The following is a 12,802-nucleotide window of genomic DNA, read 5'->3' as shown; positions in this document are numbered from 1 at the left end:
AAATCCTAAGAGGACGGTTCGATTGTGGGGGCTTCATTGCCCGCCAGTGAGGACTGCAGGGCCTCGTCCAGAGTTATGTTCTCCCGGCGCGCCCCAGGCACTGCTGTCCCGCAATAAGGACAGATATTCCATGCCAACTCCATCAGACGTCCACATTGATGGCAGCGCTTGCGCAGGCGGGTATAACAGCTCGGACAAACTAACCAATCGGCTGCCACCTTACGCCCACACCCCGGACATTGAAGGACATCCTCCAGGGTCTGCAGCAGAGCCTCTTCTTCTAGGCTACGTTGGTATTCCTCTTCCAGGGTATAGGTGGGACGCAGGATCAGATAGACCAGCACCCCAGGCAAAAAAAGAACAGCGGCCACCAGCGTCGCCAAAATATGCACCAAGGGATCACGCGTACGCTGACGGATATCACGATAGGTCCAAAAAATCAGGCTAAGCCAGAGCGCGGCCATAAACGCCGCTGCAAAGCCGGTCAGGATCAGGATAAAGTTGCTCAGAATACCCGGTTCAAGCATGAAGGGCTCCTTGGGAAGATTATAGCATGATGGGTTGAAAGAACCCAATAAATATCAAATGGTCAACCCTAATCGTTGAATAGGCTCTTAAGTCCCCCTATAATAAAAGTTGTAGTCATAAGATCAAAAGAATAGCCTTCAAGTATTCTGTTTGCGTCTGTCACCAGTGAGGGTAAACCCATGGCCCGAAGAGCGCTATCAGAAAGGCGTTCCATTCATCCTAGCTCGTACATTGACCCCGTCGCTCTGGGATTGATGATGAAAGATATCGATTGGCAGAATGGAATCGCCCATCCTGCCATTCAACTTCTACGCCTTATTATGGATAATATTCCCCAAGCCATCTTTTGGAAAGATCGCGAATCTGTTTATGTTTGGTGTAACCGCAATTTTGCTAATGATGCGGGCTATGAGAACCCAGAAGATGTCTCAGGTAAAACTGATTTTGACCTACCGTGGACCCGGGAAGAAGCAGAATGGTACCGGAAGATTGACAAACAAGTCATGGAGACCGACACTCCAATCTACCAACTTTATGAGACACAAACCCATGCAGATGGCAAAATTACGTGGGTGGTCACCAACAAGATGCCACTTCATGATCCTGAAGGAAATGTAGTCGGGGTGCTCGGAACCTACGAAGACATCACTGAACTTAAGTTGAAGGAGGAAGAATTACGAAAAGCCCGCGAAGAATTGGAAATACGGGTTCAAGAGCGAACCGCTGCCGAACGCGAACAACGTGCTTTTGCAGAAGCCCTGAGAGAGATATCCACCACCTTGAACAGTACTCTCAACTTAAGCGAGGTCTTGGATCGCATCCTTACGGAAATTCAACACATTGTTCCCCATCAAATGGCGACAATTATACTTGTTGAAGGCCAGCGGGGGTGTTTTGTTCGCGCCCGTCCTGCGGGAAGCGTAAACGAAGGGGAATGGTTTGAGATAACCAAATACCCTAATCTTGCAAAATTGTTAGAAACAAAGTTTCCTTTAATCATTCATGATGTCGATCGAGATCAGGAATGGGAGCATTATCAAGACACTCACTGGATTCGTTCCTACTTAGGTGCACCAATTATCGTAAAGGGAGAAATAATTGGCTTCATCAACTTATACAGCGACAAAACTCATTTCTTCGATGAACAAAAAGCGGAGCGTTTAATGGCATTTGCAAACCATGCTGCAATCGCCATTCATAATGCTAAACTATACGAACAGGCTCAGGAATTGGCTATTATAAATGAAAGGCAACGCCTTGCAAGAGAACTCCATGATGCAGTAAGCCAGACCCTTTGGACTGCGAGTATTATCGCCGATGTGCTCCCAGTGCTGTGGAGTAAAGACCCGGAGGAAGGAAAACGTAACCTGGATCAACTGAGAAAACTTGTTCGTGGTGCATTAGCTGAGATGCGCACATTATTGATCGAACTACGTCCGTCATCCCTTCAACAAACCAAGTTTGTTGACTTACTGTATCAACTAGCACAAGCAACCATGAGTAGAAAGAAGATGGAGGTCAAGGTTGTATCCGCTGGTCAAGAATTCGAGATCCAACCAGAAACTAAATTGTCCCTATATCGAATAGTACAAGAGGCTCTCAATAATGCAGCTAAGCACTCGTTTGCCACAAAAACCGAGATTAATGTGCTCTTTCAAAATTCTCGGTTGAAAATATGTATAGAGGATAATGGCCGAGGTTTTGATCTTAACAACCCTCAAATTCATGGGATGGGATTAGAGATTATGAAGGAAAGAGCCTCTTCAGTGGGAGCAAAATTAACCATCTCAAGCGCTCCTGGCAAGGGGACTAAGGTTGACATCTTTTGGCCGCTGGCTGTAGACGGAGAGTAAACAATGAAGATTCGGGTCTTAATTGTGGACGATCATGACATGTTACGAGAGGGGCTAACCTCGTTTTTGAAAGCATTTCCTGAGTTTGAACTAGTAGGAGAGGCCTCTTCCGGCAAAGAAGCGATAGAATTATGTCTTCGACTTGAGCCCGATGTCGTGCTTATGGATTTGCTAATGCCCGAAATGGATGGGATCACAGCAATCCAACACATTCATCGGGCCCAGCCCAACATTCGGTTGATCGCTCTTTCTTCGTTTGGGGAAGAAGACCTAATAAAAGGGGCTCTCGAAGCAGGAGCAACAAGTTACCTGCTAAAAAACGTTTCGGCGCAAGAACTCGCTGATGCCATTCGCTCAACCCATCTTGGTTTACAAACTTTTTCACCAGAAGTTGCATCCTCACTGCTCAAGATCATGCAAATGCCTCGTAGAAAAGACTTAATAGAGCCTCTAACACCACGCGAATACGAGATTCTCGAATTGATGGTAGCGGGGCTGAATAATAATGCTATCGCCGAGAGACTAAAAATTAGCAAGTTTACTGTTAAAAACCACATTAGCAACATTCTGGGAAAATTGGGGGTAAAAAATCGCATTGAAGCAGTAAGAATCGCGATTGAAAGAGAACTAGTCCACATAGATTAGTCGGACACTAGAACCCCAGACTACTTTAAGATAGTACGCATGCCTCATGTAGTGAGGAGAATTTATCATTATCTTTATTTTACAGAAGATCAACTTTCTAAAAAGGAGGAGTTATGAGCACACAAACCACTGTAAGGGTCAAAGAAACTATACCTCTGTGGTTAGCCGTTGGAGTTACTGTCCTTGTAGCAATTCCTTTTGGACTTTGGCTAGGGAAATGGAGCTTCACCTTATGGGTGGCCTTTATTGTTTGGGCCGAATATTTTCAGTATGGCGCGAAACCTAGCGCAATAAAAATTATCTTACCAAGCTACACCTATGGCGCCATTGTCACTGGGATCACTCTGCTGCTGGTCCAATTCTTCCAGTTCCTGCCCTCTGTGCTTGTCCCAGGCGACTTAGCACTAGGGATTATCCTCTCAGCCGGAGTAGCTTTCATGGTCTATTCCATGCGTTGGGCAAAAGTTTTCCAAGAGGGATCCTTAGCCTTCTTTAATGGTATTACAATGTGCCTAGCAGTTTACTTCAGCGGATCCTACCCAGACATTGCTGCTACGCCTTGGAACACAGTATGGGCAGGTGTCTGGGCGTCGCTGATGGCGGTGTTCGGCGTACTATTAGGTGTTTTCAATGTTTGGATCACTTTTCCCAAAGAAGTAAAGTCCTGATCCTAGAGTCCTAGGAAGTGAGGGAGAAAACAAAATGGGCCGATTCTTTATCTCACCTGAAGATGTGGAAACCCAAGCGTTTGACTGGGGCCTAATCAAGTGGATGAGCGCACCAAATGTAACAGGAGCGCAAAAATTCAGTGCCGGGGTGGTATTGCTGGCCCCGGGAAAAGGTCATATGACTCACAATCACCCAGGCACTGAGGAAATCCTTTACGTCATCTCGGGTTACGGGCAGCAAACTGTGGCAGATGAGAAGATGGAACTGCGTCCAGGAATGATGGTTTTCATCCCCGAAGGGGTTAATCACAGTACCCTGAATACAGGCTGGGAAACGTTAAAACTCATCGCCATTTACGCCCCTCCGGGCCCAGAGATTGCCCTTCGGGAACTTCCGGATTGCCGTATTCTGCCATCCGGTGAGCTACCGTAAACTGAGTAGCGCGCAACGAAAAACCCTCTCGTAAACTCAAATAAATCCATCAAGCAGGAAGGAGGTGTATATGACTAAAACTGTCGTTATTGCCGGTGCCCTGGACACTAAAGGGCCAGATTTTGCCTACCTCAAAGAGTTAATTGAGCGGGAGGGCGTTAAGACCCTGGTCGTTGATTTCGGGGTCATGGGTGAGCCTGCCTTCCCACCCGATGTCACCCGTGCCGAAGTCGCCGAGGCCGGCGGAGGTGATATCGCCTACCTTGCCACCGGCGAACACAAGGATGAAGCCATGCGTATCATGGCCGAGGGGTTGGCAATAGTAGTACGCCGACTTTACGATGAAGGCAAATTGGATGGCATCATCAGTATGGGAGGCAGCGGCGGCACATCCATCGCCACAACGGCGATGCGTGCACTGCCCATCGGTGTGCCCAAGGTCATGGTCTCCACAGTTGGGGGTGGGGATGTTTCAGCCTACACTGGTACAAAAGATATCACCTTCATGCCCTCGATCGTGGATGTGGCGGGCCTTAACCGTATCAGCCGCGTCATTTACGCCAATGCTGCTGGCGCCATTGCCGGGATGGTCAAGATGGAACGGCCCTCAACAGCCGAGGCAAAACCTATCATCGTGGCCTCCATGTTTGGCAACACCACACCTGCCGTCAATCACGCCAAGAGTATCCTGGAAGCGGAGGGATATGAGGTCTTAGTCTTCCATGCAACCGGCACTGGTGGACGGGTAATGGAGTCTCTAATCACTGATGGTTACGCCGTCGGCTCACTGGATATCACCACCACCGAGCTGGCCGATGAAGTCTGCGGTGGCGTACTGAGTGCCGGACCGGAGCGTTGCCTGGCGGCAGCACGTGCCGGTATTCCGGCCGTTCTGGTGCCCGGCTGCGTAGATATGGCCAATTTCTGGGGCATGGATACGGTGCCCGAAAAATACCGCAACCGCAAACTCTATCAGTGGAACCCCAACGTCACCCTGTTGCGCACCAATGTCGAAGAGAACATCAAAATTGGCGAAATGATCGCTCGCGCCGCCAATGAATCCAAAGGTCCGGTCGCAATCCTCATCCCCCTCAAGGGAGTCTCCATGTTGGATAGCCCTGGCGGCGCATTCTGGGATCCGGAGGCAGATCGGGCGTGCTTCGATGCTATCAAGCGCAACCTGCGCCCGGATATCCCCTATATTGAACTGGACTACAACATTAACGATCCTGAATTCTCGGGCAAGGTGGCCGAAACTCTGCTTGAGATGCTGCGCAAACACTCTCAATAATCTACCAAGGAAGGGAGGGAAGTGTTATGGCCTTCACACGTCAAGAAATTCTAAATCGCTTAGAAGCCCAAGTTAAGGCCGGGCGTCCCATTGTGGGCTGCGGCGCCGGCACCGGTATTTCGGCCAAGTTCGCTGAGGCTGGCGGCGCCGACCTCATCATCATTTATAACTCTGGGCGTTACCGCATGGCTGGGCGCGGTTCATTGGCCGGTCTGATGCCTTATGGGGACGCCAACGCCATTGTAGTGGAGATGGCTTCAGAAGTGCTGCCAGTGGTCAAGAACACCCCGGTGTTGGCCGGCGTTTGCGGCACGGATCCCTTCCGCCTGATGCCAGTCTTCCTTAAGCAACTGAAAGAGATTGGTTTTTCAGGCGTGCAAAACTTCCCCACCGTAGGCTTGATTGATGGCAACTTCCGCGCCAACCTGGAGGCCACCGGCATGGGCTACGATAAAGAAATTGCCATGATCAAATTGGCCCATGAAATGGATCTTTTCACCTCACCCTATGTCTTTGACGAAGACCAAGCTAAAGCCATGGCCGAAGTCGGCGCGGATATTTTAGTTGCCCACGTGGGTTTGACTACTTCAGGCAGCATTGGAGCTGGAGTGGCGCTGAGCCTGGATGAGGCCATTGATCGCACCATGCGCATGGCCGAAGCCGGGCGCAAAGTGCGCAAAGACATCATGGTGATCTGTCATGGCGGCCCGTTTGATGAACCTGACAATGTCGGGGTGGCTCTCAAACGCATGCCTGGCGTGGTTGGCTTCTTCGGTGCCTCCAGTATTGAGCGCCTGCCGGTCGAACGCGCCATCCGTTCTCAGGTCGAAGCCTTCAAATCCCTTAGCCTAGCCTGAGCCCAACCCAAATTGTAGCAAGTAAAAACACATGGCGGGCCGTGCAGCCCGCCATGTGTCATCTGGGCTTTGTCTATCCATTGACCCAAAAATCAATCCAGCCCCAACAACTTGCGAATCTCCGGTAACTTCCCGGCACTCCCCAATTTCTCATTCTTATGAGCAATCATTTTTGCGTATTCCGCCATAAACAACTTCCCAATTGGGCGGAAATCCACTGTCTCAGGATGCTCTTTCAGATATTCGCGGTGCACACGTACCCACACCAGACGCCCATCAGTATCAATATTGACCTTGGTTACCCCCAACTCAGCAGCGCGCTTGAAAAGATCCTCATCCACCCCCTTGGCGCCCTTGAGGTTGCCGCCAGCGGCGTTGATCCGCTCCACTTCCTCCTGCGGGATCGAACTGGCACCATGCAGTACCAGCGGAAAACCGGGCAGGCGTCTCTGGATCTCGGCCAACACATCAAAACGCAAAGTTTGGGCCCCCGAGAATTTATACGCCCCGTGGCTGGTGCCGATCGCCACGGCTAGGGAATCACACCCGGTGCGCTCCACGAACTCTTTCGCCTTGTCGGGATCAGTCAATTTCGCCCCGGCCTCGTCCACCGCCACATGTTCCTCAACACCCCCTAACTGGCCCAACTCCGCTTCAACCACCACCCCTTTGGCATGTGCCGCCTCGACCACACGCCGCGTGATGGCTACGTTGGTCTCAAAATCCTCATGACTGGCGTCAATCATCACTGAGGAGTAGAAACCGCTGTTGATTGCATCGTAACAGGTTTCCTCATCCCCATGATCCAGATGCACCGCAAAAATCGCCTCGGGGAAAAGGGCATCCGCAGCACGAATAATAGCTTCTAGCATGGACTTATGAGTGTAAGACCGAGCCCCCTTGCTGATCTGAATAATGAACGGAGCCTGACTTTCGATGTTCCCGCGGAACAGCCCCATAGCCTGTTCAAGGTTATTGATGTTGTAGGCACCGATAGCATATTTGCCATAAGCGGCCTCAAATAATTTCTTCGTCGTGACAATCATGCCTTTTTCTCCTTCCTGAGCAGTTTTTGAACTTTTGGGTGTAGTTGTATCGACAAGGAGTTGTTCTAATTATATCTATAAAACCTGCTCAGGGTGAGAGGAATCGACTATACTTGAAAGTGTTACCCCTAACTCATGTGGGAGCAAAACAGAAATGAGCGAGTCTTTCCCCGTTATTCACGAAATTGACTTTGAGGACAAAGTCTTATCCTCACCTTTACCTGTTCTGGTCGAATTCAGCGCCGTTTGGTGCGGCCCCTGCCGGCGGCTAGAGCCTGAACTGCACAAACTAGCCGAGATGCTCGGTAATCGCGTGCAGTGTTACAAAGTAGACGTAGACGATAACCCCGACCTGGCTTTCCGCTACCAGATTCTAAGTGTACCCACGGTCATCCTCTTCCAGAATGGCGAACCGCGCGGACGCATTAATGGCTTTCAGCCCTATCCTAGATTGTTGGAAATTTTCTCGCCCCACCTTGATGCTTGATTGCCGATCTGATTTCCCCTTTGTAAAGGTAGTACGACCATGAGCGAGAAATTGCCCATTTTACCCTTCGGATTGTGGCCCAGCCCGGTAACAGGCACCTTTCTGGCCTACCGCCTACGCCTGGATGACGTGCAATGGAGTGGAGATGGTCAGCACCTGATCTGGTTAGAGGGGCGACCCAACGGCCAGGGAATTCTGGTAACCGCCTCTGTGGGAGGTGCCAGACGTGATTTGACCCCAGAGCAATGGGTACGCGGGGGTGTGGGCTATGGTGGAGGCGAATTCACCACCTGGAAAGATCAGATTATCTTTGCGGAGAAGCAAGGGCGCCTCTATCGCTGCGGCTTACACCATCAAGCCCCCCAACCCCTAACACCTGCTTTCGGGTATGCGGCGGCTCCTGTCATCTCCCCTGATGGGCAGTGGGTGGCCTATGTCTGGACGGATCATCAAACAGATCTTCTTGCCCTGGTTGATCTGCAGGGGAGTCTGTGGCCGGTTAAACTTGTCCAGGGCGCAGATTTTTACATGCAACCCGCCTGGCATCCCAGTGGTCAAATGCTGGCGTGGGTGGAGTGGTATCACCCCAACATGCCCTGGGAAGCTACTTGGCTAAAAATTGGTACTCTAGAAGGCACTCCTCCTCAAGTGAAACACACTGAGGTTTTGGCTGGAGATGGCCAAATAACCGTTACCCACCCATTGTTTTCACCGGATGGTCGCTTTCTGACTTATATTACCAACCACGGGGATTGGGATCAGTTGATTCTGCTAGACCTGGAAACCCGCCAGCGCCGTGTGCTAGTAGAGGGCGAGGGGGTCCTTCTGCGCTACCCCGCTTGGGTGCAGGGCATGCGCTCGGTTGGGTGGAGCCCCGGTGGACAGCGAGTGTACTATCTACGTAATTACGGCGGCCAAGCAACATTATGGTGGGTAGAAGTCGAGAGCGGGCGCTCTCATCCGATAGATACATCCCCCTACACCTGGCTGGCGCAACTTGCAGTCTCCCCTTCTCGCGAGGAGATTGCCGTACTGGCTTCCGCCCCCCATCTTCCCGACCGCATCCTTCGCTGGGATGGGCAAGGATGGCACGTTGTAGCCCACAGCGATAGCGAGCACCTACCCCCCTCTTACTTGGCACGCCCTCAGCCCCTAACCTGGCAGGCCGAAGATGGTCTAGCCGTACACGCATGGTACTATCCCCCCACGCACCCGCACGCCCGCGGGGAAGGACACCCCCCTGCCATTGTCAACGTCCATGGCGGCCCCACCTCGGTGGCTTACGTCCGTTATAACCCCGAGATTGCCTACTTCACCTCGCGCGGTTATGCTTGGGCGGAACTCAATTACCGGGGAAGCAGTGGGTACGGACGCACCTATCAAGATGCCCTCCGCGGCCGCTGGGGAGTGAGCGACGTCGAAGATGCAGTCGCGTTAGCCAATCTTTTAGAAGCCGAGGGTCTGGCAGATGGGCGGCGGCTGATTATTCGGGGGGGCAGTGCTGGCGGGTACACCGTGCTCAATGTCCTGGCGCGGCATCCTGAACGCTACCGCGCTGGGATTTGCCTCTTCGGCGTAAGCAACCTCTTCACCCTGGCCATGGAAACGCACAAGTTTGAGTCCCACTATACCGATACCCTGATCGGCCCCCTCCCACAGGCCGCGCAAGCCTACCGCGAACGCTCTCCCATTTACTACGCAGATCAGATACAGAACCCGCTGGCAGTTTTCCAAGGCGCCGAGGATCGTGTTGTGCCCCCTAATCAATCCGAAACCATTGTTGAGGTGCTACGGCGCCGTGGGGTGCCCTGCGTTTATCGTCTCTACCCGGGTGAGGGACACGGTTTTCGCAAGGCCGAAACCCTGACCGATTATTTACAAACCGTAGAAGTCTTCCTAAAAGAGCATGTGCTTTTCAGCTTCTAAGCAGCCGCGTCTCAGGCGGTAAAGTCATCCCCCTCTTCTCCTTCGGGGACAACCGCTTCTGTGGGGGGAACAATCTCACTTACCAGACGATGATCCACGCGGCTGTAGTGCCCGCGCAGTTCATCCAACACTGTACCTTCCCACAAGGGGACACCATCGAAATAAGCAGCGCGGGCGATCATATGGGCTGCCACTGGCACAGTAAGCAGCAAGAAAACAATGATGGCCAACACGCGCACGGTAATGCTAAATTCGTTGAAATAAACAGCAGCGGCTAGCATGACCAGGCCGCTCCCCAAGGTGGCGGCTTTGGAGGTGGCCGACATGCGTGTGTAGAGATCTGGCATGCGCAAAACCCCCAAACTTGCCAGAAACATGAACACCGCTCCCCCCACCATGAGCACGTCTACAAGGAGCTCGCTTCCCATCATACCCTCCGCTCAATGTAATAGGCAAAAGCCACCGTTCCTAGAAACGAAACCAATGCCAGGATAATTGCCACATCCAGGAAGGCAGGTTGATTATTGAGAATAGCATAAGTGGCAATGATGCCAATCAAAAGTGTCACTATTAAGTCCAGGGCAACAATACGATCCGGTAGACTAGGACCGCGCAGCAGGCGAACAAACGTCAATATCATGCCAGCGGTCAGAACCGAGAGGATCATCAATGCAACCAGTGTCAGGCTCATGTCTCAAACAACTCCTTGATGCGACGTTCGTAACCCTCTTTGATTTCGCGACGCGTAATCTCGGGGCTCTCAAGGACAAGGGTATGTAGAAAGAGTGTCCTCAAATCATTGGAGACATCCACAGAAAGGGTCCCCGGCGTTAGGGTAAGCATATTAGCAAGGAACACCACTGCCGAGCGATGGTGCAAGTCCAAAGGTACCGCCACAATGGCCGGACGTAGAAGCTTTTTAAGATCTCGCGAAAGGATCATTCGCGCCACCCGCAAGTTTGCTAACACCAGTTCCCGCAGATAAAATCCCAAGAACACAAGGCTTAAGGGTACTTTGCGAAAATAATTGGGGCCAATGTGCCGGGCGGTCAGCCACAAAGCAAAGTACCCCAACACAAACCCAAAAATCAGATTGGGAAGATCGAATTGTCCCATCAAGGCTGCCCAAGCCAGAGCCAGCAGCACGTTTAACAGGAGCAGGTTCATGGTAATCCTCCAATAACCGCCGCCACGTAGGCACCAGGATCCAACAATTGGGCTGCAGCTTGCTCAGCAAAGGCATAGACCGGCTCCGCCCCCAGCCCTAAGCCCAACGTGATCAATCCCATCAGCGCAATGGGTAGGATTAGCGCCACACGCTGTCCCATAGAACCGGACAAAGGCCGTAATTCCTTTGGGGCCGGTTTCCAGAATCCCTCATTCCAAATCTTGGTCATCGAGAAAAGTGTGAGCAAGCTAACGGCCAACGAAACACTGACAATCCCAAACTGTCCCTGAGCCAACCCTGCCTGTACCAGCGCCAGTTTTCCAAAAAAGCCCGAGAGTGGCGGAATACCCGCCAGTGAAAGCGCCGGCAGCAGAAAACCTAAAGCCAGCCAAGGATAAGCCTGATAAAACCCACCCAGATGGCGCAGATCAAATGAGCCTCCCATGCGGTACATGACCTCGGCGATCAGGAACAATACAGCCTTAGCAATGATCACATGAGCCATGAAATAGAGCGTTGCCGCCAGGGCAGGTTGACTGAAAAGGCCCAACCCCATGAGCAAATAACCAATCTGGCTGATAATGTGGAATGAGAGCAAGCGCCGGATATCATACTGCGCAGCCGCTCCTAGCACACCAGTGACCATAGTAAAGCCCCCTAGCACCAAAATAAGGGTATGAGTGAAAGCCACATCTGCCAGAAAGAGCAGCGTGAAAACCCGTATCAACGCATAAACCCCCACCTTGGTCAGCAAACCCGAAAACAACGCCGTTACCGTCACTGGCGGGGTGTGATAAGATGCCGGCAGCCAGAAGAACAAGGGAAATACAGCCGCCTTGATACTGAAAGCGATCAAGTACATGACTGCCACGGTGGTCACCAAATCCGGTGCAATTGTAGTGCGCAGACGGATGGACAAATCTGCCATGTTGAGCGTGCCAGTGAGGCTATAAAGGACGGCGGTGGCGGAGAGAAACAAAGCCGAGGACAACAGGTTCAAAATCACATACTTCAACGCCCCTTCCAATTGGGCACGTTCGCCCCCCAGAGCAATTAATACAAATGAGGCCATCAACATCACCTCAAACCACACATAGAGGTTGAAGATATCCCCAGTGATAAAAGCCCCACACACTCCCATCAAAAGCACAAAGAAGAGTGGATAAAAGCCATACCGCAAACGAGCTTCATCCATGCTGCCCAGGGAGAAAATAGCGATCAGAACAGCCAATCCCCCCGCAATGACGACCATGAGCGCACTAAAAGCATCCACCACCAGCGAGATTCCATAGGGGGGTGGCCAGTTACCAATCTGGACGGTACGAATCCCTTCACGCGTGACAACGTCCAGCAGGGCAAGGCCACTGGAGAAAAGAATCAGTGTCCCTGCTACAGCCAACACCCGCTGCCAGGTGATTGCCCGCCAGGCAAACAGCGATAGAATTGCAAAGAAAAGCGGCACAATAAGAGGAAACAGCACCAAATAATCGCCCATCAATGGCCCTCCTCTTCGCTTTCAGCATGGTGATAATCCGGATGATAGCGTGGTTGAATGTCAGTATCCCGCAATTCGTTCAAATCGCTTGTGCCCAGAACTTGATAAGCCTGACGCATCAGTGCAATGGCAAACGCTGTAACCCCAAAGCTAATGACTATAGCCGTCAAGATGAGAGCCTGAGGTAACGGATCGGCATATGGGGGCTGCAAAGCTGTTTCGCCAGCCGGTATTAGCGGTGGGCGTCCACGAACCAGGCGCCCCAACGTGAAAATGAAAAGGTTAATCGCATTGCTCAAGATAATCAGGCCGATCAGCACCTTGACCAAGTTGCGGCGCATCATCAGGTACAGGGCAATGGTGAATAACACCCCGATCAAAAGGGCTAAAGCCAATGTCATTCTC

General features: G+C 51.8%; 15 protein-coding genes. 8 read left to right on the top strand and 7 right to left on the bottom strand.

The genetic code is table 11. From position 1 onward, the window contains the following. Positions 1–5 precede the first annotated feature (5 nt). Positions 6–527 (bottom strand): zinc ribbon domain-containing protein, encoded by a 522-nt coding sequence (locus Q0721_RS05215; RefSeq protein ID WP_299026420.1) that lies wholly within the window; start codon positions 525–527, stop codon positions 6–8. 255 nt (positions 528–782) lie between these two features. On the opposite strand from Q0721_RS05215, the gene Q0721_RS05210 reads away from it, so the two are divergent. The 6 genes from Q0721_RS05210 (at position 783) to Q0721_RS05185 (ending at position 6,275) form a co-directional block, all read left to right on the top strand. Beyond that, entirely contained in the window at positions 783–2,381 is a 1,599-nt protein-coding gene (locus Q0721_RS05210; protein ID WP_299026418.1) for a PAS domain-containing protein, read from the top strand. A 3-nt stretch (positions 2,382–2,384) separates the two neighbouring features. Then, positions 2,385–3,026 carry a response regulator transcription factor gene (locus tag Q0721_RS05205; RefSeq protein WP_299026415.1) on the top strand — a complete coding sequence of 214 codons (642 nt, stop codon included), beginning with the start codon at positions 2,385–2,387 and terminating at the stop codon, positions 3,024–3,026. A gap of 113 nt (positions 3,027–3,139) precedes the next feature. Beyond that, positions 3,140–3,694, top strand: coding sequence for a DUF1097 family protein (locus Q0721_RS05200; RefSeq protein ID WP_299026412.1), 555 nt, complete (start codon positions 3,140–3,142; stop codon positions 3,692–3,694). 34 nt (positions 3,695–3,728) lie between these two features. Further along, the gene (locus tag Q0721_RS05195; protein ID WP_299026409.1) at positions 3,729–4,127 is read left to right on the top strand and encodes a cupin domain-containing protein; all 399 of its coding nucleotides are present in this window, start codon (positions 3,729–3,731) and stop codon (positions 4,125–4,127) included. A gap of 70 nt (positions 4,128–4,197) precedes the next feature. Then, positions 4,198–5,418, top strand: coding sequence for a Tm-1-like ATP-binding domain-containing protein (locus Q0721_RS05190; RefSeq protein ID WP_299026406.1), 1,221 nt, complete (start codon positions 4,198–4,200; stop codon positions 5,416–5,418). Between the two features lie 26 nt (positions 5,419–5,444). After that, a complete protein-coding gene (locus Q0721_RS05185) occupies positions 5,445–6,275 on the top strand; it encodes a phosphoenolpyruvate hydrolase family protein (RefSeq protein WP_054520479.1) in 831 nt (276 codons plus the stop codon). A gap of 92 nt (positions 6,276–6,367) precedes the next feature. Here Q0721_RS05185 and Q0721_RS05180 read toward each other — a convergent pair whose 3' ends face one another. After that, positions 6,368–7,321, bottom strand: a complete 954-nt coding sequence (locus Q0721_RS05180) for a ketose-bisphosphate aldolase (RefSeq protein WP_299026390.1) — start codon at positions 7,319–7,321, stop codon at positions 6,368–6,370. A 154-nt stretch (positions 7,322–7,475) separates the two neighbouring features. Between Q0721_RS05180 and Q0721_RS05175 the strand changes: the two genes are divergently transcribed. After that, the gene (locus tag Q0721_RS05175) at positions 7,476–7,808 is read left to right on the top strand and encodes a thioredoxin domain-containing protein (protein ID WP_299026387.1); all 333 of its coding nucleotides are present in this window, start codon (positions 7,476–7,478) and stop codon (positions 7,806–7,808) included. Between the two features lie 39 nt (positions 7,809–7,847). Further along, on the top strand, positions 7,848–9,734 hold the full coding sequence (locus tag Q0721_RS05170; RefSeq protein WP_299026384.1) for a S9 family peptidase: 1,887 nt from the start codon (positions 7,848–7,850) through the stop codon (positions 9,732–9,734). An 11-nt stretch (positions 9,735–9,745) separates the two neighbouring features. Here the strand turns inward: Q0721_RS05170 and mnhG are convergent, their stop codons facing one another. The 5 genes from mnhG to Q0721_RS05145 are packed head-to-tail and all read right to left on the bottom strand — an operon-like array spanning position 9,746 to position 12,798. Beyond that, entirely contained in the window at positions 9,746–10,162 is a 417-nt protein-coding gene (gene mnhG / locus Q0721_RS05165; protein WP_299026381.1) for a monovalent cation/H(+) antiporter subunit G, read from the bottom strand. Then, positions 10,162–10,425: a monovalent cation/H+ antiporter complex subunit F gene (locus Q0721_RS05160; protein WP_299026378.1), complete on the bottom strand. Its 264-nt coding sequence runs from the start codon at positions 10,423–10,425 to the stop codon at positions 10,162–10,164. The genes mnhG and Q0721_RS05160 overlap by 1 nt, the downstream gene beginning before the upstream one ends. Next, entirely contained in the window at positions 10,422–10,901 is a 480-nt protein-coding gene (locus Q0721_RS05155) for a Na+/H+ antiporter subunit E (RefSeq protein ID WP_299026375.1), read from the bottom strand. The genes Q0721_RS05160 and Q0721_RS05155 overlap by 4 nt, the downstream gene beginning before the upstream one ends. After that, positions 10,898–12,397, bottom strand: coding sequence for a Na+/H+ antiporter subunit D (locus Q0721_RS05150; protein ID WP_299026372.1), 1,500 nt, complete (start codon positions 12,395–12,397; stop codon positions 10,898–10,900). The genes Q0721_RS05155 and Q0721_RS05150 overlap by 4 nt, the downstream gene beginning before the upstream one ends. Continuing rightward, positions 12,397–12,798 carry a Na+/H+ antiporter subunit C gene (locus Q0721_RS05145; protein WP_299026371.1) on the bottom strand — a complete coding sequence of 134 codons (402 nt, stop codon included), beginning with the start codon at positions 12,796–12,798 and terminating at the stop codon, positions 12,397–12,399. The genes Q0721_RS05150 and Q0721_RS05145 overlap by 1 nt, the downstream gene beginning before the upstream one ends. Positions 12,799–12,802 lie beyond the last annotated feature (4 nt).

It is taken from the genome of uncultured Thermanaerothrix sp. (assembly GCF_938028735.1).
In the GTDB taxonomy this organism is placed as follows: Bacteria; Chloroflexota; Anaerolineae; order Anaerolineales; family Anaerolineaceae; genus Thermanaerothrix.
The sequence above is the reverse complement of the archived record's forward strand: the minus strand, read 5'-3'. Positions and strand labels throughout refer to the sequence as shown.

Excerpts from the sequence above, each read along its gene's own strand:
- Q0721_RS05215 (WP_299026420.1), bottom strand. The coding sequence starts at position 527 with ATGCTTGAACCGGGTATTCTGAGCAACTTTATCCTGATCCTGACCGGC.
- Q0721_RS05210 (WP_299026418.1), top strand. The coding sequence starts at position 783 with ATGATGAAAGATATCGATTGGCAGAATGGAATCGCCCATCCTGCCATT.
- Q0721_RS05205 (WP_299026415.1), top strand. The coding sequence starts at position 2,385 with ATGAAGATTCGGGTCTTAATTGTGGACGATCATGACATGTTACGAGAG.
- Q0721_RS05200 (WP_299026412.1), top strand. The coding sequence starts at position 3,140 with ATGAGCACACAAACCACTGTAAGGGTCAAAGAAACTATACCTCTGTGG.
- Q0721_RS05195 (WP_299026409.1), top strand. The coding sequence starts at position 3,729 with ATGGGCCGATTCTTTATCTCACCTGAAGATGTGGAAACCCAAGCGTTT.
- Q0721_RS05190 (WP_299026406.1), top strand. The coding sequence starts at position 4,198 with ATGACTAAAACTGTCGTTATTGCCGGTGCCCTGGACACTAAAGGGCCA.
- Q0721_RS05185 (WP_054520479.1), top strand. The coding sequence starts at position 5,445 with ATGGCCTTCACACGTCAAGAAATTCTAAATCGCTTAGAAGCCCAAGTT.
- Q0721_RS05180 (WP_299026390.1), bottom strand. The coding sequence starts at position 7,321 with ATGATTGTCACGACGAAGAAATTATTTGAGGCCGCTTATGGCAAATAT.
- Q0721_RS05175 (WP_299026387.1), top strand. The coding sequence starts at position 7,476 with ATGAGCGAGTCTTTCCCCGTTATTCACGAAATTGACTTTGAGGACAAA.
- Q0721_RS05170 (WP_299026384.1), top strand. The coding sequence starts at position 7,848 with ATGAGCGAGAAATTGCCCATTTTACCCTTCGGATTGTGGCCCAGCCCG.
- mnhG (WP_299026381.1), bottom strand. The coding sequence starts at position 10,162 with ATGGGAAGCGAGCTCCTTGTAGACGTGCTCATGGTGGGGGGAGCGGTG.
- Q0721_RS05160 (WP_299026378.1), bottom strand. The coding sequence starts at position 10,425 with ATGAGCCTGACACTGGTTGCATTGATGATCCTCTCGGTTCTGACCGCT.
- Q0721_RS05155 (WP_299026375.1), bottom strand. The coding sequence starts at position 10,901 with ATGAACCTGCTCCTGTTAAACGTGCTGCTGGCTCTGGCTTGGGCAGCC.
- Q0721_RS05150 (WP_299026372.1), bottom strand. The coding sequence starts at position 12,397 with ATGGGCGATTATTTGGTGCTGTTTCCTCTTATTGTGCCGCTTTTCTTT.
- Q0721_RS05145 (WP_299026371.1), bottom strand. The coding sequence starts at position 12,798 with ATGACATTGGCTTTAGCCCTTTTGATCGGGGTGTTATTCACCATTGCC.